Origin of the sequence: Streptomyces lanatus (assembly GCF_014655715.1) — a bacterium.
GTDB classification, from domain to species: domain Bacteria; phylum Actinomycetota; class Actinomycetes; order Streptomycetales; family Streptomycetaceae; genus Streptomyces; species Streptomyces lanatus.
The window spans coordinates 512,909-534,607 of record NZ_BNBM01000003.1; the positions used below are offsets into that span (position 1 = coordinate 512,909).

At 68.5% G+C, this 21,699-nt stretch carries 20 protein-coding genes; all 20 read left to right on the forward strand.

Features of this window, described 5'->3' with window-relative positions:
• Positions 1-237: 237 nt before the first annotated feature.
• The 20 genes from thrB to IE325_RS11440 all read left to right on the forward strand — a co-directional run bounded on the left by thrB (position 238) and on the right by IE325_RS11440 (position 21,625).
• Positions 238-1,155 (forward strand): homoserine kinase, encoded by a 918-nt coding sequence (thrB, locus tag IE325_RS11345; RefSeq protein ID WP_190069660.1) that lies wholly within the window; start codon positions 238-240, stop codon positions 1,153-1,155.
• Positions 1,156-1,563: 408 nt separating this feature from the next.
• Positions 1,564-3,558, forward strand: a complete 1,995-nt coding sequence (gene rho / locus IE325_RS11350; RefSeq protein ID WP_190069661.1) for a transcription termination factor Rho — start codon at positions 1,564-1,566, stop codon at positions 3,556-3,558.
• A 120-nt stretch (positions 3,559-3,678) separates the two neighbouring features.
• Positions 3,679-5,469 carry a trypsin-like serine protease gene (locus IE325_RS11355; RefSeq protein WP_229911753.1) on the forward strand — a complete coding sequence of 597 codons (1,791 nt, stop codon included), beginning with the start codon at positions 3,679-3,681 and terminating at the stop codon, positions 5,467-5,469.
• A gap of 207 nt (positions 5,470-5,676) precedes the next feature.
• Complete coding sequence (locus IE325_RS11360; RefSeq protein ID WP_190069662.1) at positions 5,677-6,816, forward strand: LCP family protein; 1,140 nt, start codon at positions 5,677-5,679, stop codon at positions 6,814-6,816.
• A 122-nt stretch (positions 6,817-6,938) separates the two neighbouring features.
• Positions 6,939-7,163, forward strand: coding sequence for a 50S ribosomal protein L31 (gene rpmE / locus IE325_RS11365; protein ID WP_019753312.1), 225 nt, complete (start codon positions 6,939-6,941; stop codon positions 7,161-7,163).
• Between the two features lie 105 nt (positions 7,164-7,268).
• Positions 7,269-8,345 (forward strand): peptide chain release factor 1, encoded by a 1,077-nt coding sequence (prfA, locus tag IE325_RS11370; protein ID WP_190069663.1) that lies wholly within the window; start codon positions 7,269-7,271, stop codon positions 8,343-8,345.
• An 89-nt stretch (positions 8,346-8,434) separates the two neighbouring features.
• On the forward strand, positions 8,435-9,274 hold the full coding sequence (prmC, locus tag IE325_RS11375) for a peptide chain release factor N(5)-glutamine methyltransferase (RefSeq protein ID WP_190069664.1): 840 nt from the start codon (positions 8,435-8,437) through the stop codon (positions 9,272-9,274).
• Positions 9,275-9,338: 64 nt separating this feature from the next.
• Complete coding sequence (locus tag IE325_RS11380; protein ID WP_190069665.1) at positions 9,339-9,986, forward strand: L-threonylcarbamoyladenylate synthase; 648 nt, start codon at positions 9,339-9,341, stop codon at positions 9,984-9,986.
• Positions 9,983-10,663 (forward strand): arsenate reductase/protein-tyrosine-phosphatase family protein, encoded by a 681-nt coding sequence (locus IE325_RS11385; RefSeq protein WP_190069666.1) that lies wholly within the window; start codon positions 9,983-9,985, stop codon positions 10,661-10,663. The genes IE325_RS11380 and IE325_RS11385 overlap by 4 nt, the downstream gene beginning before the upstream one ends.
• A gap of 89 nt (positions 10,664-10,752) precedes the next feature.
• The gene (gene glyA, locus IE325_RS11390; RefSeq protein WP_190069667.1) at positions 10,753-11,991 is read left to right on the forward strand and encodes a serine hydroxymethyltransferase; all 1,239 of its coding nucleotides are present in this window, start codon (positions 10,753-10,755) and stop codon (positions 11,989-11,991) included.
• Positions 11,992-12,131: 140 nt separating this feature from the next.
• Positions 12,132-13,496, forward strand: coding sequence for an MraY family glycosyltransferase (locus tag IE325_RS11395; RefSeq protein WP_190069668.1), 1,365 nt, complete (start codon positions 12,132-12,134; stop codon positions 13,494-13,496).
• 317 nt (positions 13,497-13,813) lie between these two features.
• Positions 13,814-14,260, forward strand: a complete 447-nt coding sequence (locus IE325_RS11400) for a Cg1360 family ATP-synthase-associated protein (protein ID WP_190069669.1) — start codon at positions 13,814-13,816, stop codon at positions 14,258-14,260.
• A gap of 225 nt (positions 14,261-14,485) precedes the next feature.
• On the forward strand, positions 14,486-15,313 hold the full coding sequence (atpB, locus tag IE325_RS11405) for a F0F1 ATP synthase subunit A (protein WP_190069670.1): 828 nt from the start codon (positions 14,486-14,488) through the stop codon (positions 15,311-15,313).
• A gap of 78 nt (positions 15,314-15,391) precedes the next feature.
• A complete protein-coding gene (gene atpE, locus IE325_RS11410) occupies positions 15,392-15,622 on the forward strand; it encodes an ATP synthase F0 subunit C (protein ID WP_009321656.1) in 231 nt (76 codons plus the stop codon).
• Between the two features lie 41 nt (positions 15,623-15,663).
• Positions 15,664-16,203, forward strand: coding sequence for a F0F1 ATP synthase subunit B (locus tag IE325_RS11415; protein ID WP_190069671.1), 540 nt, complete (start codon positions 15,664-15,666; stop codon positions 16,201-16,203).
• Positions 16,200-17,015: a F0F1 ATP synthase subunit delta gene (locus IE325_RS11420; RefSeq protein ID WP_190069672.1), complete on the forward strand. Its 816-nt coding sequence runs from the start codon at positions 16,200-16,202 to the stop codon at positions 17,013-17,015. Before IE325_RS11415 ends, IE325_RS11420 begins: the two co-directional genes overlap by 4 nt.
• 137 nt (positions 17,016-17,152) lie before the next feature.
• Positions 17,153-18,745 (forward strand): F0F1 ATP synthase subunit alpha, encoded by a 1,593-nt coding sequence (gene atpA, locus IE325_RS11425; RefSeq protein ID WP_190069673.1) that lies wholly within the window; start codon positions 17,153-17,155, stop codon positions 18,743-18,745.
• Between the two features lie 21 nt (positions 18,746-18,766).
• Positions 18,767-19,684 (forward strand): F0F1 ATP synthase subunit gamma, encoded by a 918-nt coding sequence (locus IE325_RS11430; RefSeq protein WP_190069674.1) that lies wholly within the window; start codon positions 18,767-18,769, stop codon positions 19,682-19,684.
• On the forward strand, positions 19,684-21,120 hold the full coding sequence (gene atpD, locus IE325_RS11435; RefSeq protein WP_190069675.1) for a F0F1 ATP synthase subunit beta: 1,437 nt from the start codon (positions 19,684-19,686) through the stop codon (positions 21,118-21,120). Before IE325_RS11430 ends, atpD begins: the two co-directional genes overlap by 1 nt.
• A gap of 130 nt (positions 21,121-21,250) precedes the next feature.
• The gene (locus IE325_RS11440; protein ID WP_126395091.1) at positions 21,251-21,625 is read left to right on the forward strand and encodes a F0F1 ATP synthase subunit epsilon; all 375 of its coding nucleotides are present in this window, start codon (positions 21,251-21,253) and stop codon (positions 21,623-21,625) included.
• Positions 21,626-21,699 lie beyond the last annotated feature (74 nt).

The following is a 21,699-nucleotide window of genomic DNA, read 5'->3' on the forward strand; positions in this document are numbered from 1 at the left end:
CCCCGGGAAATCCCTGGACGGGGTGCACAGAGGGCATACGACACGCATCGTGCGCCTCCTGTGCGCCCTATGTCGCCACAGAACCTACCTTCGATAGGCTGTAGGTAACCCGCCCGCCGCATATGCCTCCGCATGGGGTGCGGTGCCGCGCCGTCTCCACAGGAAGCGGCCCCAGAGGTTCTCGTACGTCATCGAATGTCTTCGACAATCACGCAGCTCAAGGAGAGTCATCGAGCGATGGCCGGTCCAGCGTTCCGCGCCGCCGCCGTGAGGGTGCGCGTCCCCGCCACCAGCGCCAACCTCGGCCCGGGCTTCGACGCCCTCGGCCTGTCGCTGGGGCTCTATGACGACGTCGTCGTCCGAGTGGCCGACTCCGGGCTGCACATCGACATCGCGGGCGAGGGCAGCGAGACGCTGCCGCGTGACGAGAACCACCTTCTCGTACGCTCCCTGCGCACCGCCTTCGATCTGCTCGGCGGGCAGCCGCGCGGCCTGGAGATCGTCTGCGCCAACCGCATCCCGCACGGCCGCGGTCTCGGCTCCTCCTCCGCCGCCATCTGCGCCGGCATCGTCGCCGCGCGCGCCGTGACCATAGGCGGCGAGGCCAAGCTCGACGACACCGCGCTGCTCGAACTCGCCACCGAGATCGAGGGCCACCCCGACAACGTCGCGGCCTGTCTGCTCGGCGGGTTCACCCTGTCCTGGATGGAGGCCGGCGCCGCCCGGGCCATCAGGATGGAGCCTGCCGATTCCATCGTTCCGGTGGTTTTCGTACCGGGTAAGCCGGTGCTGACGGAGACCGCGCGCGGCCTGCTCCCGCGCACCGTCCCGCATGTCGACGCCGCCACCAACGCGGGCCGCGCCGCCCTGCTCGTGGAAGCCCTGACCAGGCGCCCCGAGCTGCTGCTGCCCGCCACCGAGGACCGTCTCCACCAGGAGTACCGCGCACCCGCCATGCCGGAGAGCGCCGCACTGGTCGAGCGGCTGCGGGCCGACGGAGTACCGGCGGTCATCTCGGGCGCGGGACCCACAGTGCTGGCACTGGCCGATGAGGACAGCGCCGACAAGGTCGCCCATCTGGCAGGCGAGGGGTGGGCCGCGAACCGGCTCGACCTCGACGCCCAGGGAGCGAGCGTGCTGCCGCTTGCGCCCTGACACACGGTTGCCGGATTTCGAGAGGGGGAATGTTTGTTGGATCCGGTAGTGTTAACCTCAAGTCTGCACCCGACCCCACCATGGCGAGGTGCTTGTTGTCCCCGTCCGGGACAGACATTCTTCCGGGAGCCTCCCAAGCCGCACTGTGTTCCGTACGACGTACGCGGGCAGTACGTCGTACACGAGCACTGAGCGACTCGCCGGGCACGCTCCGGAACCGGCGCGACCGAGCCGCGTGACACAGACACTCAGTGCCACGGCTCTGGGAACCGCCATCACCAGAAATTTCCTCCGCCGCTTTGGCGGACCACCGCCCCGGCACGGTCCACACACCAAGGACCTAAGCCGGACAGCACAACCGGTCGCCGAGCCAGACAGGCCGACGTCCGCTCCAGGGAAGGACCCTTCGTGAGCGACACCACCGATCTGATGGGCGCACGTGTCGAGGAGACCGCTGCCGCGCCCGCCACGGACGCCTCCGCGCCTGCCAGCGGTGCCGGCTCCCGGCGGCGCCGCGGTACCGGCCTCGAGGGCATGGTGCTGGCAGAGCTTCAGCAGGTCGCATCAGGCCTCGGCATCAAGGGCACGGCGCGTATGCGCAAGAGCCAGCTGATCGAGGTCATCAAGGAGGCGCAGGCCGGGGGAGGTGCCGCGGCTCCGAAGGCGGAGTCCGCCACCGAGACCAAGCCCAAGCGCCGCGCCACCTCCAAGGCTCGTACCGGCGACGACGCCGGGAAGAAGGCGGAGAAGGCGGCCGAGGCCCCCGCCGAGAAGGCCGTGGCCCAGCAGCAGATCGAGATCCCCGGCCAGCCCGCCAGCGACGACGCGCCGGCCGGCGAGCGCCGCCGTCGCCGCGCCACCGCGGACGCGGGCAGCCCCTCGTCCGCGCCGGAGACGGTCGCCGCCGAGGCCAAGAGCGAGCCCAAGGCCGAGACGCCCGCGCAGCCGCAGGCCCAGCAGGGCGACGCCAAGAGCGACGCCGACGGCGGCGAGGGCCGTCGTCGTGACCGCCGTGAGCGCGGCCGCGACCGCGGTGACCGCGGTGACCGTCGCAAGGGCGACGACCAGCAGGGCGGCGGCCGTCAGGACCGCCAGCAGGGCCAGCAGCAGGGCGGTGGCCGTCAGGACCGCCAGCGCGACAACGGCCCGCAGGACGACGACGACTTCGAGGGCGGCCGCCGTGGCCGTCGCGGGCGTTACCGGGACCGCCGGGGCCGTCGTGGCCGCGACGAGATGGGCCAGGAGCCGCAGATCAACGAGGACGACGTCCTGATCCCGGTCGCGGGCATCCTGGACATCCTCGACAACTACGCCTTCATCCGTACGTCGGGTTACCTGCCGGGCCCCAACGACGTGTACGTCTCCCTCGCCCAGGTCCGCAAGAACGGCCTGCGCAAGGGCGACCACATCACGGGTGCGGTCCGTCAGCCCAAGGAAGGCGAGCGGCGCGAGAAGTTCAACGCGCTGGTGCGTCTGGACTCCGTCAACGGCATGGCGCCCGAACACGGCCGTGGCCGCCCGGAGTTCAACAAGCTCACCCCGCTGTACCCGCAGGACCGCCTCCGTCTGGAGACGGACCCGGGCGTTCTGACCACCCGGATCATCGACCTCGTGTCGCCGATCGGCAAGGGCCAGCGCGGTCTGATCGTGGCCCCGCCGAAGACCGGTAAGACCATGATCATGCAGGCGATCGCCAACGCGATCACGCACAACAACCCCGAGTGCCACCTGATGGTCGTCCTCGTCGACGAGCGTCCGGAAGAGGTCACCGACATGCAGCGGTCGGTGAAGGGCGAGGTCATCTCCTCGACCTTCGACCGCCCGGCCGAGGACCACACCACGGTCGCCGAACTCGCCATCGAGCGGGCGAAGCGCCTGGTGGAGCTGGGCCACGACGTCGTCGTGCTGCTCGACTCCATCACGCGTCTGGGCCGTGCGTACAACCTCGCAGCCCCGGCGTCCGGCCGCATCCTGTCCGGTGGTGTCGACTCGACCGCGCTGTACCCGCCGAAGCGCTTCTTCGGTGCCGCGCGCAACATCGAGGACGGCGGCTCGCTGACGATCCTCGCCACGGCTCTCGTCGACACCGGGTCCCGCATGGACGAGGTGATCTTCGAGGAGTTCAAGGGCACGGGCAACGCCGAGCTGAAGCTCGACCGGAAGCTCGCGGACAAGCGGATCTTCCCCGCGGTGGACGTGGACGCGTCCGGTACGCGTAAGGAAGAGATCCTGCTCGCCAGCGACGAACTCGCCATCGTCTGGAAGCTGCGCCGGGTGCTGCACGCGCTCGACCAGCAGCAGGCGGTCGAGCTGCTTCTCGACAAGATGAAGCAGACGAAGTCGAACGCCGAGTTCCTGATGCAGATTCAGAAGACGACGCCGACCCCCGGCAACGGCGACTGATCACACACGATCGGTAAAAGGCCGCCGTACGTCAATCAGTGACGTGCGGCGGCCTTTTGGCGCAGATAGGAGCGGGCGTATCCGTGCGCCCCTTCCTACTCTTGTGTCCCTGGGGGGAACTTGACCACCAATCCGTCCGGCAGAGGTCGTCACAGACGCCGGATACGCTTCGGGCTGCCCGTTGCCGCCGTCGGGGTCGCCGCGGCCGTCGCCGGTGCGCTGCTGACCTCGTCCGCGGGGGCCGCGACCGCGCTGCCGAAGCCCACCGTGAAGCCCACCACCAGCTCGGTCCCGCTCGCCGAGCTGGAGCGACGCGTCGCGGGTGCCGCCGCCGGTGATGACACCGCGGGGGAGACGGCGAAGAAGTCGTCGTACAGCGCCGGTGACTCCACCACGGGCGCCATGGTCATCGGCGGCACCACGACCAGCCTCACCTCCGCGCCCTGGATGGCGCAGCTCTGGTACTACGACGACCAGGGCACCGCCGACGAGGCCGACGACCTCGGCTTCTTCTGCGGCGGCGCCGTCGTCGCGCCGACGAAGATCCTGACCGCCGCGCACTGCGTCAAGGGCTACGACTGGGCCGGCTACGGTGCCATCGTCACCGGTACCGCCCAGCTGGCGTCCGACAGCGTCCCGAGCGGCGCCACCGTCTCCGCGCCGCACCGGCAGTGGTACCACCCGTCGTACAACTCGACGACGATCGACAACGACATCGCCGTCATCACGCTGGCCAACCCGGTCAAGGCGACGCCGATCCGCATGACGACGTCCGGCGACACCGCGTCCTACGCCGCCGGGACCAGCGCCAAGGTCTACGGCTGGGGCCGCACCAGCTCCACCAGCGAGGACATCTCGCAGTCGCTGAAGTCGGCGACGCTGCCGATCCAGTCCGACGCCACCTGCGCGGGCTTCTACGGCGGCGAGTTCATCAAGGGCCACATGGTCTGCGCGGGCAAGCCGGCCAGCGGCAGCGACACCGGCACGGTCTCCGCCTGCAACGGCGACTCCGGCGGGCCGCTCGTGGTGAACGGCCGTATCGCGGGCGTCGTCTCCTGGGGTGTGAAGGACTGTGTCGCCAAGGGCGCGTACAGCGTGTTCGCCAAGGTGACCTCCTACGTCGGCGCCGCCTACCCGCGGATCGACGACACCAACATCAGCGGTGACCACCGGGCCGACATGTGGCTGCGCAACGCGTCCACCAAGACCGGTTACTCGAAGGACTCCACGGGCACCTCGTTCGCCGCGCGCGAGTCCTGGGGCAACTGGAGCGGGACCAACCTGGTCCTGCAGACCGATCTCGACCGGGACGGCTACCAGGACCTGGTGTACCGGCGCAGCTCCGACGGGGCGATGTTCTGGGCGCACTTCGTGCCGGCCAGCGAGTCCTGGGCCACCAAGACGATCTTCAGCAACTGGAAGACCCGCACCCGCATCGTGGCACCGGGTGACGTCACCGGCGACTACCGGCCCGACCTGATCTCGGTCGACTCGTCCGGTGTCCTGTGGATCTACCCCGGCAACGGCAACGGCACCTTCGGCACCCCGGTGAAGTCCGGCACGGGGTACAACGCCTACAACTCCCTGCGCGGCCACGGCGACTTCAACGGCGACGGCAAGACCGACTTGATCGCCCGCAGCTCGTCCGGCGGTTACATCTACCTCCTCAAGGGCACCGGCAAGTCCGGCACGGGCGCCTTCGCCACCCGTATCAAGGTGCGTACCTGGTCGACCTACACCGGCTTCGACGCCGTCGGCGATGTGACCGGTGACGGCAAGGCCGACTTCCTGGCCCGCAACTCCTCCGGCACGCTCTACCTGTACCCGGGCACCGGAAAGGCCACGAGCGAGATCTTTGCCACACCGAAGTCCGTCGGCACCGATTACAAGCAGTACGACCTCTTCGGCTGAAATCCCAGGTGGGACCGGCCTGCCCGGTCCCCCTGACTACGCACTGTGCCCATCGCCTTCCAGGCGGTGGGCACGGTCCGTTGTGCAACCCTTTCCCGGGTTTCCCCGTCTGACCGGACGGGGTGACGATGGTGCGGTAAGGGCCTTTTGGCCATGCCTGTCCCTGAAAGCAGGGGGTAACCGACCGGACGAGAACCGAGGAGCACAGTGTCCGCCGAGAGCACGCCGGAGCCCGGCATACCGGGTGAGCCCGGCACCAACGGTCCACGCCACAGCGCCAAGGGCCGCCGCCGCAAGCCCCGCGAGAAACGCAAGGGCCTGCGGATCATGGCCTGGACGGCCGCCGGGATCGTGGTCCTGGGCGGCACGGGCGCCGGATATCTGTTCTTCAAGCTCAACGGCAACATCAAGAGCGTCGACATCGACCAGGCCCTCGGCACCGAACGGCCCGACAAGGTCGACAACGGCTCGGAGAACATCCTCGTCCTCGGCTCGGACACCCGCTCCGGCACCAACAAGGACCTCGGCGGCGGCACCGACGACGGCAGCGCCCGCTCGGACACGGCGATGATCCTGCACGTGTACGAGGGCCACAAGAAGGCCAGCGTCGTCTCCATCCCGCGCGACACCCTCGTGGACCGCCCCGAATGCACCGACACCAACGGCGACACGCATGAGGCCGCGTCCGGCGTGATGTTCAACGAGGCGTACGGCACGGGCGGCGCCGCCTGCGCGGTGAAGACCGTCGAGTCCATCAGCGGCATCCGCATGGACCACTATCTGGAGGTCGACTTCTCGGGCTTCCAGAAGCTCATCGACGAACTCGGCGGCGTCGAGGTCACCACCACCAAGGCCATCGACGACCCCGACAGCCATCTGAACCTGAAGGCCGGCACCCACCAGCTCGACGGCAAGCAGGCCCTCGGCCTGGTGCGCACCCGCCACGGCGTCGGCGACGGCTCAGACCTCGGCCGTATCCAGCTCCAGCAGGCCTTCATCAAGGCGCTCCTCGAGCAGGTCAAGGACATCAACCTCTTCGGCAACCCCAAGAGGCTCTACGACCTGGCCAACACCGCCACCAAGACGGTCACCACCGACTCCGACCTGGGCACGGTCAACCGCCTCATGTCCTTCACCAACGGCCTCAAGGGCATCAGCTCCAAGAACATGACCATGGTCACCTTGCCGGTCCGGTACGACCCGGCGGACCCGAACCGGGTGATCGTGGCCGAGCAGAAGGCCAAGCAGGTGTGGACGGCCCTGAGGAACGACAAGCCGATCCCGAAGGCGGCGACCGAGGGCACCGCGAAGGGCGATGCCAACGGTGTGGTGTCGGGCGCGGAATAGATCCGAGGAGCCCCCGGTTTTGGGGGATGGCCCCAGTCCTGGCAGACTGGTACGTCGGCTCCGGTTCACGCCCCCGCACCCCGCGGAAGCGACCCGGCGCCCTCCCGAAACTAGGAGACACCTTGAAGCGCGACATCCACCCCGAGTACGTCGAGACGCAGGTCAGCTGCACCTGTGGCGCGTCGTTCACCACCCGTAGCACGATCTCCAGCGGCACCATCCGCGCCGAGGTCTGCTCCGAGTGCCACCCGTTCTACACGGGCAAGCAGAAGATCCTCGACACCGGTGGCCGTGTGGCCCGCTTCGAGGCCCGCTTCGGCAAGGCTGCTGCCGGCTCCAAGAAGTAGCGAGCTCCAATCCGCCGGTCCACGGCCGCGCCCCACTCAGGCGCGCCGGGACCGGCGTTTTTGGTCGCCCGCCCTTCACAGACGTATTCCACACAGGAGCCCAAGATGTTCGAGGCCGTCGAGGACCTGGTCACTGAGCACGCCGACCTGGAGAAGAAGCTCGCCGACCCGTCGGTCCATGCCGACCAGGCGAACGCGCGCAAGCTGAACAAGCGCTACGCCGAGCTCACCCCGATCGTCGCCACGTACCGCTCCTGGAAGCAGACCGGCGACGACATGGACACGGCGAAGGAACTCGCCGCCGACGACCCGGACTTCGCGGCCGAGGTCAAGGAGCTGGACAAGCAGCGCGAGGAGCTGACCGAGAAGCTGCGGCTGCTGCTCGTCCCGCGTGACCCGAGTGACGACAAGGACGTCATTCTGGAGATCAAGGCGGGCGCGGGCGGCGACGAGTCCGCGCTGTTCGCCGGCGATCTGCTGCGGATGTATCTGCGGTACGCCGAGCGCGTCGGCTGGAAGACCGAGATCATCGACTCCACCGAGTCCGAGCTCGGCGGCTACAAGGACGTCCAGGTCGCGGTGAAGACCAAGGGCGGCCAGGGCGCGACCGAGCCGGGGCAGGGTGTCTGGGCGCGGCTGAAGTACGAGGGCGGTGTGCACCGTGTGCAGCGGGTGCCGGCGACCGAGTCGCAGGGCCGTATCCACACGTCGGCGGCCGGTGTCCTGGTGACCCCCGAGGCCGAGGAGATCGACGTCGAGATCAACCCGAACGACCTTCGGATCGACGTGTACCGGTCGTCGGGGCCGGGCGGGCAGTCGGTCAACACCACCGACTCCGCGGTGCGGATCACGCATATCCCGACCGGAGTCGTCGCCTCCTGCCAGAACGAGAAGAGCCAGCTGCAGAACAAGGAGCAGGCGATGCGTATCCTGCGCTCCAGGCTGCTCGCGGCGGCGCAGGAGGAGGCCGAGAAGGAGGCCGCCGACGCCCGCCGCAGCCAGGTCCGCACCGTCGACCGCTCCGAGAAGATCCGTACCTACAACTTCCCGGAGAATCGCATCTCGGACCACCGCGTCGGCTTCAAGGCGTACAACCTGGACCAGGTCCTGGACGGCGACCTCGACTCGGTGATCCAGGCCTGCGTCGACGCGGACTCGGCGGCGAAGCTGGCGGCCGCGTAACGGCGCAAGGGACGTACGCACGCACGAGTACGACACGGAGGACTTGGGTGCAGCAATACATTGGGGGGCGAACCCCGAGCCCTCGCAGCGTGCTGCTCGCGGAGGTGGCTCAGGCCACCCAGCGGCTGGCGGACGCCGGCGTGCCCTCGCCGCGCAACGACGCGGAGGAGCTCGCCGCGTTCGTGCACGGTGTGAAGCGGGGCGAGCTGCACTCCGTGAAGGACGCGGACTTCGACGCCCGCTACTGGGAGGTCATCGCCCGCCGTGAGCAGCGCGAGCCGCTCCAGCACATCACCGGGCGCGCGTACTTCCGCTACCTCGAACTCCAGGTGGGGCCGGGCGTGTTCGTGCCGCGCCCGGAGACGGAGTCCGTGGTCGGCTGGGCCATAGACGCGGTACGGGCCATGGATGTCGTCGAGCCCTGCATCGTCGACCTGTGCACCGGCTCCGGCGCCATCGCGCTCGCCCTCGCCCAGGAGGTGCCGCGCTCCCGCGTGCACGCCGTGGAGCTGTCCGAGGACGCCCTGGTGTGGACGCGGAAGAACGTCGCCGGGTCCAGGGTCGATCTGCGCCAGGGCAACGCGCTGGACGCCTTCCGCGACCTCGACGGCCAGGTCGACCTGGTCATCTCCAACCCGCCCTACATCCCGCTCACCGAATGGGAGTACGTCGCTCCCGAGGCGAGGGACTACGATCCCGAACTCGCCCTGTTCTCCGGCGAGGACGGCCTCGACCTCATCCGCGGCATCGAGCGCACCGCGCACCGGCTGCTGCGCCCCGGCGGCGTCGTCGTCATCGAGCACGCCGACACCCAGGGCGGCCAGGTGCCGTGGATCTTCACCGAGGAGCGGGGCTGGGCCGACGCGGCCGACCACCCCGACCTCAACAACCGTCCGAGGTTCGCGACGGCCCGCAAGGCCATGCCGTGACCACCCCCACAACTCCCTTCTTCCAGATGTACGTGTACTTCGTGTACGAGGAGGCCCGCTAGATATGGCACGGCGATACGACACCAACGACGCGACGGACCGTACGACGGGTCTGCGCGAGGCCGCGTCCGCCGTCCGCCGTGGCGAACTGGTGGTCCTCCCGACCGACACGGTGTACGGCATCGGCGCCGACGCGTTCTCCAAGGAGGCCGTCGGCGATCTGCTGGAGGCCAAGGGGCGCGGCCGCACCATGCCGACCCCTGTGCTGATCGGCTCCCCGAACACGCTCCATGGTCTCGTCACCGACTTCTCCGAGCTGGCCTGGGAGCTGGTCGACGCGTTCTGGCCGGGCGCGCTGACACTGGTCGCCAAGCACCAGCCGTCGCTGCAGTGGGACCTGGGCGACACCCGGGGCACGGTTGCCGTGCGCATGCCACTGCACCCGGTGGCGATCGAGCTGCTGACGGAGTTCGGCCCGATGGCGGTGTCCTCGGCGAACCTCACCGGGCACCCGGCGCCGGAGGACTGTGACGCGGCGCAGGAGATGCTCGGCGACTCGGTTTCCGTGTACCTGGACGGCGGCCCGACCCCCGGCAACGTCCCGTCCTCCATCGTCGACGTCACCCGCGAGATCCCCCTCCTCCTGCGCGAGGGCGCCATCTCGGCAGAGGAGCTGCGGAAGGTCGTACCCGACCTCGAGGTGGCCAATTGACAGCCCCTGAAGCGGGGCGTGGCATAGGCAACGGGGAAAGCGCGGCAGAGATCACGACGACCTTCGTGGGACTCCCGCGCGACAGCTTCCGCATCCTCCACGTCAGCACCGGCAACGTGTGCCGCTCGCCGATGACCGAGCGGCTGACGCGTCATTTCGTCACGCAGCGGCTCGGGGTGCTCGGCGGCGGGCTGATCGTGGAGAGCGCGGGCACCTGGGGCCATGAGGGCGCGCCCATGGAATCCAACGCGGAGACCGTCCTCGCCGACTTCGGCGCGGACGCCTCCGGCTTCACCGGCCGCGAGCTCCTCGACGAGCACGTCATCATGGCCGACCTCGTCCTCACGGCCACCCGCGACCACCGCGCCCAGGTCATCTCCATGGGCCACTCGGCGGGCCTGCGCACCTTCACCCTGAAGGAGTTCACCCGCCTGGTCCGCGCGATAGACCCGACCACGCTCCCTCCCCTGGAGGACGGCGTCGTCCTGCGCGCACGCGCCCTGGTCCGCGCGGCGGCGGCTCTACGCGGGTGGCTCCTGGCGCCCACGGCGGAGGCGGACGAGGTGTACGACCCGTACGGGGCGCCGCTGGGGTTCTTCCGGTCCGTGGGGGACGAGATACACCAGGCGCTGGATCCGGTGGTGACGGCACTCACGGGTGTCCCCGCCAGGATGTGACAACAGAGGACGTAACAACACAGGGCGCCCCTAGCGCCTCGGGCCTACATTGGACGTACGTCACTGTCGACGCACGCCCGGAGCCCACCATGTCGGTCACCCATACCCTCGAGGCCGATGTCCTGCGCCGCCAGGACCCGCAGCTGGCCGACATCCTGCTCGGGGAGTTGGAGCGGCAGTCGACGACGCTCCAGCTGATCGCCGCCGAGAACTACACGTCGCCCGCCGTGCTGGCGGCGCTCGGGTCGGCGCTGGCCAACAAGTACGCCGAGGGCTATCCGGGCGGGCGCTACCACGGTGGGTGCGAGATGGTCGACGTCGCCGAGCGGCTCGCCGTCGAGCGGGCCAAGGCGCTGTTCGGGGCCGAGCACGCCAACGTCCAGTCCCACTCGGGATCGTCGGCGGTGCTCGCCGCGTACGCCGCCCTGCTGCGCCCCGGCGACACCGTCCTCGCCCTCGGACTGCCGTACGGCGGACACCTCACCCATGGCTCGCCCGCCAACTTCTCCGGCCGCTGGTTCGACTTCGTCGGCTACGGCGTGGACGCCGAGACCGGGCTCATCGACCACGACCAGGTGCGCACCCTGGCCCTGGCACACCGGCCCAAGGCGATCGTCTGCGGCTCCATCGCCTACCCCCGGCACATCGACTACGCCTTCTTCCGCGACATCGCCGACGAGGTGGGCGCGTATCTCATCGCCGACGCCGCCCACCCCATGGGGCTCGTCGCCGGGGGAGCGGCGCCCAGTCCGGTGCCGTACGCCGATGTGGTGTGCGCCACCACGCACAAGGTGCTGCGCGGCCCGCGCGGCGGCATGCTCCTGTGCGGCGCGGATCTCGCCGAGCGCGTCGACCGGGCCGTCTTCCCCTTCACTCAGGGCGGCGCCCAGATGCACACCATCGCCGCCAAGGCCGTCGCGTTCGGGGAGGCGGCAACGCCGGCGTTCGCGGTGTACGCCCATCAGGTGGTCGCCAACGCACGAGCCCTCGCGTCCGGGCTGGCCGCGGAGGGACTCGTCGTCACCACGGGCGGCACCGACACCCACCTCATCACCGCCGACCCGGCGCCCCTCGGCGTCGACGGCCGTGAGGCCCGCGGACGGCTCGCGGCGGCCGGGATCGTCCTCGACTGCTGTGCGCTGCCGCACGGCGACACCCGTGGCCTGCGCCTCGGTACGGCGGCCGTCACCACCCAGGGCATGGGGGAGGAGGAGATGGTGTGGCTCGCCGCTACGCTGGCGCAGGTGCTCCGGGGAGCGACCGAAAGCCAGAAGGTACGTGAAGAAGTGCGGGAGCTGACCGGTAGATTTCCGCCGTATCCCGCTTGAGGAGGGGTACCCGCGCCGCCGTACACAGCCACTCGTGCAACCATCGTCGCTACCCGGAAGTCCCCACACATATGCGTCGCGTATGCGACCGTCGCTAGGGTGTGGGGCTGAGATGGCCAGCGAGACTTGTGGGGAAGCCTGTGCGTGAATACCTGCTGACGCTCTGCGTGACGGCCGCGGTGACGTATCTGCTGACAGGGCCGGTACGGAAGTTCGCGATCGTCGCCGGAGCGATGCCGGAGATCCGGGCACGTGATGTGCACCGGGAACCCACTCCGCGGCTCGGCGGTATCGCGATGTTCTTCGGCCTGTGCGCAGGCCTGCTGGTCGCCGACCACCTCACGAACCTCAGTACCGTCTTCGAGAAGTCCAACGAACCGCGGGCGCTGCTCTCCGGAGCGGCGCTCATCTGGCTGATCGGCGTCCTGGACGACAAGTTCGAGATCGACGCCCTGATCAAGCTGGGCGGCCAGATGATCGCCGCCGGCGTCATGGTCATGCAGGGCCTGACGATCCTGTGGCTGCCGATCCCGACGGTGGGCAATGTCGCCCTGACCCAGTGGCAGGGCACCCTCCTCACGGTCGCCCTGGTCGTGATCACCATCAACGCGGTCAACTTCGTGGACGGCCTGGACGGCCTGGCGGCCGGCATGGTCTGCATCGCCTCGGCGGCGTTCTTCCTCTACGCCTACCGCGTCTGGGTGTCGTACGGCATCGAGGCCGCCGCCCCGGCCACCCTGTTCTCGGCGATCCTGATGGGCATGTGCCTGGGCTTCCTGCCGCACAACATGCACCCGGCGCGGATCTTCATGGGCGACTCGGGCTCGATGCTGATCGGCCTGGTCCTTGCAGCGGGCGCTATCTCGATCACGGGACAGGTCGACCCGGACGCGCTGAAGCTGTTCGCGGGCTCGGAGAAGGCGGCGGTGCACCAGACGGTCCCGGTGTACATCCCCCTTCTCCTCCCGCTGACGATCATCGCGATCCCGGCGGCCGACCTGGTCCTGGCGATCGTGCGCCGCACCTGGCGCGGCCAGTCGCCCTTCGCCGCGGACCGCGGCCACCTCCACCACCGCCTCCTGGAGATCGGCCACTCCCACAGCCGCGCGGTGCTGATCATGTACTTCTGGTCGGCGCTGATCGCCTTCGGCGCGCTCGCGTACTCCGTGAACTCGGCGTCGATGTGGATCGTGCTGGGCGTGGTGTTCCTGAGCGCCATCGGCCTGGCCCTGCTCCTGCTCCCACGCTTCACACCCCGAGCCCCGCGCTGGGCGGAGGCATTCGTCCCGCCGCGCTACCGCCGAGGCGGACCGATCTCGGAGCCGGCGGCCACGACGCCCCGCACGGTCGCCGGCCAGGTATCGGCCGACGCCGCGGCGGATGCCCTGCCCGACGGACAGCCACGCACACCGGTCGCGGCCGGGGCGGGACGCGTCAACGGGGCTACTGCTATCGGTGCTCGATCGCGTCTGCTGGACCGGCGTAAGGCTGGAACGTCGCGCTGACGGTCAAGGTAAGCCAAGCCGCAAGGTAAGAATCTGACTAGAGCATTGCCAAGTCATGGGGGAACGAAGCTCCCCAATACCAGACAAGTCGACCGTGATTCTGCACAGACGTGCAGGTTCACTCTCATGTGTGACGCCGAGCACACCATCCAGGTAAAGACCTCATCAAATAGTTTGTGATACGGTTCACGAGAACCCCGGGACAGAGCCGAAGGACCGAAGTGCGACGGTCCACCGGCGTGAGGTTCTCTCTCAGCCCGGGACTACGCTCGTCCATGACGACACCCTGCCCCCACCGTGAAAGCGGAGTTGCCGCCATGCCGTCCAATGACGCCCGCACCCTGCTCCAGGCCGCTGTACCCACAGTCGTCGCCGGCGCTGTCGCCGCCGTCGTCAGTGGCGTGGTCGCCGGTGGCAAGGGAGCGATCGGCGCGGTGGTCGCCACGGTGGTCGTGATCCTTTTCATGGGGCTCGGTCTCTACGTTCTTCAGCGCACTGCCAAATCGCTTCCGCATCTGTTCCAGGCAATGGGTCTGATGCTGTACGCAGCGCAGATCCTGCTGCTGTTCATCTTCATGGCCGCGTTCAAGAACACGACGCTGTTCAACCCGCGGGTCTTCGCGTTCACACTGCTCGGAACCACTCTCGTGTGGATCGCCATGCAGACGCGTGCCCACATGAAGGCCAAGATCCTCTACGTAGAACCCGATTCGGACGCCTCCTCCAAGGACGGCAAGTCCGAAAAGACGGGGCACTCGTCGTGAGAGGTAGGGGCGGGATAAGGGCGCTTGAGAAGTCCTGCTATCGTCCGGTGCCAACTGCGGCATCGCGGGCGCGGGCATCCAAGCTGACGCCTGCTCAATCGCGAGGCTCGATGCCCCCCAGCCGCCCCCACATCCGTAACACCAGTCCCGTGCCGAACCGCGGCTGCGCGCCGCGCCGACACAACGAGGTTGCCGTACCTATGCGCCACGCTGAAGGAGCCCGCGGTGAGTGCTGACCCGACGCAGGTGCTCGCCTTCGAGACCGACTGCCACCTTTTCGACGGGTGTGGCTTTGCCGAGGTTTCTCCGGGCCTGCACTCGTTCCTGTTCCAGCCCCTGTGGGGCGACGGTGACAGCAACCTGTACTTCAACAAGACGATGCTGCTGGCGCTGCTCGGCTCGGTCATCGTCATCGGCTTCTTCTGGGCCGCGTTCCGCCGGCCGCAGGTCGTCCCCGGCAAGCTCCAGATGGTCGCCGAGGCGGGCTACGACTTCATCCGGCGCGGTGTGGTCTACGAGACCATCGGTAAGAAGGAAGGCGAGAAGTACGTACCGCTCGTCGTTTCGCTCTTCTTCTTCGTCTGGATGATGAACCTCTGGTCGATCGTTCCGATCGCCCAGTTCCCGGTCACCGGGATCATCTCCTACCCGCTGGTCCTGGCGCTGATCGTCTATGTCGTGTGGGTCTCGCTGACTTTCAAGCGGCAGGGCTTCGTCGGCTTCTGGAAGAACGTCACCGGCTACGACAAGTCGCTCGGCGCGGTGCTGCCGCTGTCGATGACGATCGAGCTGTTCTCCAACCTGCTGATCCGCCCGTTCACGCACGCTGTGCGACTGTTCGCGAACATGTTCGCCGGTCACACCCTGCTGCTGCTGTTCACGATCGCCAGCTGGTACATGCTGAACAGCTGGGGCATCGCCTACGCGGGTGTCTCGTTCGTGATGGTCATCGTGATGACCGCCTTCGAGCTGTTCATCCAGGCCCTGCAGGCGTATGTGTTCGTCCTGCTGACGTGTACCTACATCCAGGGCGCTCTCGCCGAGCACCACTGAGCCACCGCCCCTTTTTCACCTCCATAATTCGTCCGGTGGCCAACCCCCACCGGTCCGTAAAGAAAAGGAAGAACTGGCATGTCCCAGACCCTTGCTGCTGTCGAAGGCTCCCTCGGCTCCATCGGTTACGGCCTCGCCGCGATCGGCCCCGGCGTCGGCGTCGGCATCATCTTCGGTAACGGCACCCAGGCCCTGGCCCGTCAGCCCGAGGCCGCCGGCCTGATCCGTGCCAACCAGATCCTCGGCTTCGCCTTCTGTGAGGCGCTCGCCCTGATCGGTCTGGTCATGCCGTTCGTCTACGGCTACTGATCCACCACACCAGTCCAGCCGACTAGACGAAAGGCACTCACATGAGCCCGCTGCTCATCGCGGCGAACGAGGAGAACCCCCTCGTTCCGCCGATCCCTGAGCTTGTCATCGGCCTGCTCGCCTTCGTCATCGTCTTCGGCTTCCTCGCCAAGAAGCTCCTCCCGAACATCAACAAGGTTCTGGAAGAGCGCCGCGAGGCCATCGAGGGCGGTATCGAGAAGGCCGAGGCCGCCCAGACCGAGGCACAGAGCGTTCTGGAGCAGTACAAGGCCCAGCTCGCCGAGGCCCGGCACGAGGCCGCGCGGCTGCGTCAGGAGGCGCAGGAGCAGGGTGCCGCGCTCATCGCCGAGATGCGTGCGGAAGGCCAGCGGCAGCGCGAGGAGATCGTCGCCGCCGGTCACGCCCAGATCGAGGCCGACCGCAAGGCCGCGTCCTCCGCGCTGCGCCAGGACGTCGGCAAGCTCGCCACCGACCTGGCCGGCAAGCTCGTCGGTGAGTCCCTCGAGGACCACGCCCGGCAGAGCCGCGTCATCGACCGCTTCCTCGACGAGCTCGAGGAGAAGGCCGAGGCCGGACGATGAACGGAGCGAGCCGCGAGGCCCTGGCAGCCGCACGCGAGCGACTCGACGCGCTGACGGACAACACGTCCGTGGACGCCGCCCGGCTCGCCGACGAGCTGGCCGCCGTCACCGCGCTGCTCGACCGCGAGGTGTCGCTGCGTCGGGTCCTGACCGACCCGGCGCAGGCCGGCGAGGCCAAGGCCGAACTGGCCCAGCGCCTGCTCGGTGGCCAGGTCGGCGGCGAGGCCGCTGACCTGCTGGCCGGCATGGTGCGCTCCCGCTGGTCGCAGTCCCGCGACCTGGTGGACGCGCTGGAGGAGCTGGCGGACACCGCCGACCTCACCGCCGCGCAGAAGAACGGCACCCTCGACGACGTCGAGGACGAGCTGTTCCGGTTCGGCCGGATCGTGTCCGGCAGCACCGAGCTGCGCGCCGCGCTGACCGACCGCTCCGCCACCACCTCGGCCAAGGGCGAGCTGCTGCGCAGCCTGCTCGGCGGCCGGGCCAAGGCGACCACCGAGCGTCTGGTGACGCGTCTTGTGACCGCGCCGCGTGGACGTAGCCTGGAGTCGGGACTGGAGTCCCTGTCCAAGCTCGCCGCCGAGCGCAGGCAGCGCCTGGTGGCCGTCGTGACCACGGCGGTGCCGCTGAGCGACACGCAGAGGCAGCGCCTCGGCGCCGCCCTCGGAAAGCTCTACGGCCACACGATGCACCTCAACATCGACGTGGACCCCGAGGTCGTAGGCGGAATCCGGGTGCAGGTCGGCGACGAGGTCATCAACGGCTCCCTCGCGGACCGCATCGAGGACGCCGGCCGCCGACTGGCGGGCTAGCAGCAACTTCATAAGCAGTAAGCAGTACGTACCTACGGCCCGGTTGGGCCGTGCAGAGGATTCACCTCGTTCATGGGGGGAGTCCCCATCCCCCCAAAGTGAAACTTCGGGCCCAACAAGGAGAGCAGGGAACCCAGATGGCGGAGCTCACGATCCGGCCGGAGGAGATCCGGGACGCGCTGGAGAACTTCGTCCAGTCGTACAAGCCGGACGCGGCCTCGCGCGAGGAGGTCGGTACGGTCACCCTTGCCGGCGACGGCATCGCGAAGGTCGAGGGTCTGCCCTCGGCCATGGCCAACGAACTTCTGAAGTTCGAGGACGGCACCCTCGGCCTCGCGCTGAACCTGGAAGAGCGCGAGATCGGCGCCATCGTCCTCGGTGAGTTCAGCGGTATCGAGGAGGGTCAGCCGGTGCAGCGCACCGGTGAGGTGCTCTCCGTGGCCGTCGGCGAGGGCTACCTCGGCCGCGTCGTCGACCCGCTCGGCAACCCGATCGACGGCCTCGGCGAGATCGAGACCAGCGGACGTCGCGCCCTCGAGCTGCAGGCCCCGGGCGTCATGGCCCGTAAGTCGGTGCACGAGCCGATGGAGACCGGCTACAAGGCCGTCGACGCGATGACCCCGATCGGCCGTGGCCAGCGTCAGCTGGTCATCGGTGACCGTCAGACCGGCAAGACCGCCCTGGCCGTCGACACGATCATCAACCAGCGCGACAACTGGCGCTCGGGCGACCCGAAGAAGCAGGTCCGCTGCATCTACGTCGCCATCGGCCAGAAGGGCTCCACCATCGCGTCCGTGCGCGGTGCCCTGGAGGAGAACGGCGCGCTGGAGTACACGACCATCGTCGCCGCCCCGGCGTCCGACCCGGCCGGCTTCAAGTACCTGGCGCCGTACACCGGTTCGGCCATCGGCCAGCAGTGGATGTACGAGGGCAAGCACGTCCTCATCATCTTCGACGACCTCTCGAAGCAGGCCGACGCCTACCGCGCCGTGTCCCTGCTGCTGCGCCGCCCGCCGGGCCGTGAGGCCTACCCGGGTGACGTCTTCTACCTGCACTCCCGTCTGCTGGAGCGCTGCGCGAAGCTCTCCGACGACATGGGCGCCGGTTCGATGACGGGTCTGCCGATCGTCGAGACCAAGGCCAACGACGTCTCGGCGTTCATCCCGACCAACGTCATCTCCATCACCGACGGCCAGTGCTTCCTGGAGTCGGACCTGTTCAACGCCGGTCAGCGCCCCGCGCTGAACGTCGGTATCTCCGTCTCCCGAGTCGGTGGTTCCGCGCAGCACAAGGCGATGAAGCAGGTCTCCGGCCGTCTGCGCGTGGACCTGGCCCAGTTCCGTGAGCTGGAGGCGTTCGCCGCCTTCGGTTCCGACCTGGACGCCGCGTCGAAGGCGCAGCTGGAGCGCGGTCAGCGCATGGTCGAGCTGCTGAAGCAGGCCCAGTACGAGCCGATGTCCACCGAGGACCAGGTCGTCTCCGTGTGGGCCGGCACCACCGGCAAGATGGACGACGTACCGGTCGTCGACATCCGCCGCTTCGAGAAGGAGCTCCTGGAGTACCTGCACCGCAAGGAGCAGGGCCTCATGACCTCCATCAAGGAGGGCGGCAAGATGTCGGACGACACGCTCACCGCCGTCGCCGACGCCATCGCGGAGTTCAAGAAGCAGTTCGAGACCGCCGACGGCAAGCTGCTCGGCGAAGAGGCTTCGGCCGCTGCCGCCAAGTGACGTAAGGAAGGGACCTGACTCATGGGAGCCCAGCTCCGGGTCTACAAGCGTCGCATCCGATCCGTCACCGCGACCAAGAAGATCACGAAGGCGATGGAGATGATCGCCGCCTCGCGCGTCGTCAAGGCGCAGCGCAAGGTGGCGGCCTCCGCGCCGTACGCGACCGAGCTCACCCGCGCGGTCACGGCGGTCGGCACCGGCTCGAACACCAGGCACCCGCTGACCACGAAGGCCGAAACGGTCACGCGGTCCGCGGTGCTGCTCCTGACGAGCGACCGTGGCCTCGCCGGCGCCTTCAACTCCAACGCCATCAAGGCGGCGGAGCAGTTGACCGAGCGCCTGGAGCGCGAGGGCAAGGAGGTCGACGTCTACATCGTCGGCCGCCGTGGTGTGGCGCACTACAACTTCCGTGAGCGCAAGATCGCGGAGTCGTGGAGCGGCTTCACCGACGAGCCCACGTACGCGGACGCCAAGAAGGTCGCGGCCCCGCTGATCGAGGCCATCGAGACGGAGACGGCCGAGGGCGGCGTGGATGAACTCCACATCGTCTACACCGAGTTCGTCTCGATGATGACGCAGCAGGCGCTGGACGCCCAGCTTCTGCCGCTCAGCCTCGAAGAGGTCGCGGAGGAGACCGCCACCAAGGGCGAGATCCTCCCGCTGTTCGACTTCGAGCCGTCGGCGGAGGACGTCCTCGACGCCCTGCTGCCGCGGTACGTCGAGAGCCGGATCTACAACGCGCTGCTTCAGTCGGCCGCCTCCAAGCACGCCGCCACGCGGCGCGCGATGAAGTCGGCCACCGACAACGCCGGAGAGCTCATCGAGACGCTGTCCCGGCTTGCCAACGCGGCCCGCCAGGCCGAAATCACCCAGGAAATCAGCGAGATCGTCGGTGGCACCGCAGCCCTGGCCGACGCGACCGCGGGGAGTGACCGCTAATGACCACCACTGTTGAGACCGCGACGGCCACGGGCCGCGTCGCCCGGGTCATCGGCCCGGTCGTCGACGTGGAGTTCCCCGTCGACGCGATGCCGGACATCTACAACGCCCTTCACGTCGAGGTGGCCGACCCGGCCAACGCCGGCGAGAAGAAGACGCTGACCCTGGAGGTCGCCCAGCACCTGGGTGACGGCCTGGTCCGCACCATCTCCATGCAGCCCACCGACGGTCTGGTCCGCCAGGCCGCGGTCACCGACACCGGCGACGGCATCACCGTCCCGGTCGGCGACTTCACCAAGGGCAAGGTGTTCAACACCCTCGGTGAGGTGCTGAACGTCGACGAGAAGTACGACGGCGAGCGCTGGTCCATCCACCGCAAGGCCCCGAACTTCGACGAGCTCGAGTCGAAGACCGAGATGTTCGAGACCGGCGTCAAGGTCATCGACCTTCTCACCCCGTACGTCAAGGGTGGAAAGATCGGCCTGTTCGGCGGTGCCGGCGTCGGCAAGACGGTGCTCATCCAGGAGATGATCTACCGCGTCGCCAACAACCACGACGGTGTGTCGGTGTTCGCCGGTGTCGGTGAGCGCACCCGTGAGGGCAACGACCTCATCGACGAGATGAGCGAGTCGGGCGTCATCGACAAGACCGCCCTGGTCTTCGGTCAGATGGACGAGCCCCCGGGCACCCGTCTGCGCGTGGCCCTCGCCGGTCTGACCATGGCGGAGTACTTCCGCGATGTGCAGAAGCAGGACGTGCTGTTCTTCATCGACAACATCTTCCGCTTCACGCAGGCCGGTTCCGAGGTGTCGACCCTGCTCGGCCGTATGCCCTCCGCGGTGGGCTACCAGCCGAACCTGGCCGACGAGATGGGTCTCCTCCAGGAGCGCATCACCTCGACCCGTGGTCACTCGATCACCTCGATGCAGGCGATCTACGTCCCCGCGGACGACCTGACCGACCCGGCCCCGGCCACCACCTTCGCCCACCTCGACGCGACGACGGTTCTGTCCCGTCCGATCTCCGAGAAGGGCATCTACCCGGCCGTGGACCCGCTGGACTCCACGTCCCGGATCCTGGACCCGCGCTACATCGCGCAGGACCACTACAACACCGCCATGCGCGTCAAGGGGATCCTGCAGAAGTACAAGGACCTCCAGGACATCATCGCGATCCTCGGTATCGACGAGCTCAGCGAGGAGGACAAGCTGGTCGTCCAGCGTGCCCGCCGCGTCGAGCGCTTCCTGTCCCAGAACACGCACGTCGCCAAGCAGTTCACCGGTGTGGACGGCTCGGACGTGCCGCTGGACGAGTCGATCACCGCGTTCAACGCGATCTGCGACGGTGAGTTCGACCACTTCCCGGAGCAGGCGTTCTTCATGTGCGGTGGTCTCGAGGACCTCAAGAAGAACGCGAAGGAGCTGGGCGTCTCCTGACGCACCGGTCTTCGTGAGCCATTGAGCTCTTGATGAGGGGGCGGGGGCACGTCCCGCCCCCTCTTCCTTGCCTACTAGACTTGTAACCAACACCCGGCACAACCGCCGGGTGGTGACCCGAGGAGCCACCTTGGCTGCTGAGCTGCACGTCGCGCTGGTCGCCGCCGACCGTGAGGTCTGGTCGGGCCAGGCCACCCTGGTCGTCGCGCGCACCACGTCCGGCGACATCGGCGTCATGCCCGGTCACCAGCCGCTGCTCGGTGTGCTGGAGTCGGGCCCGGTGACCATCCGTACGAGTGAAGGTGGAACCGTCATCGCCGCGGTGCACGGCGGTTTCATCTCGTTCGCGGACAACAAGCTGTCGCTGCTGGCCGAGATCGCCGAGCTTTCGGACGAGATCGACGTCCAGCGCGCGGAGCGGGCGCTGGAGCGCGCGAAGTCGGACGACGACGCGTCCGCAGGCCGCCGCGCGGAGGTCCGCCTGCAGGCTGCGACGGCGCGCTGACCCCCGGGGTCACCTTCGGAGCCGTCTAGGCTCTGGGGGAGCGCACGCGATGACGTCACTCAGCCGCGGCTGGG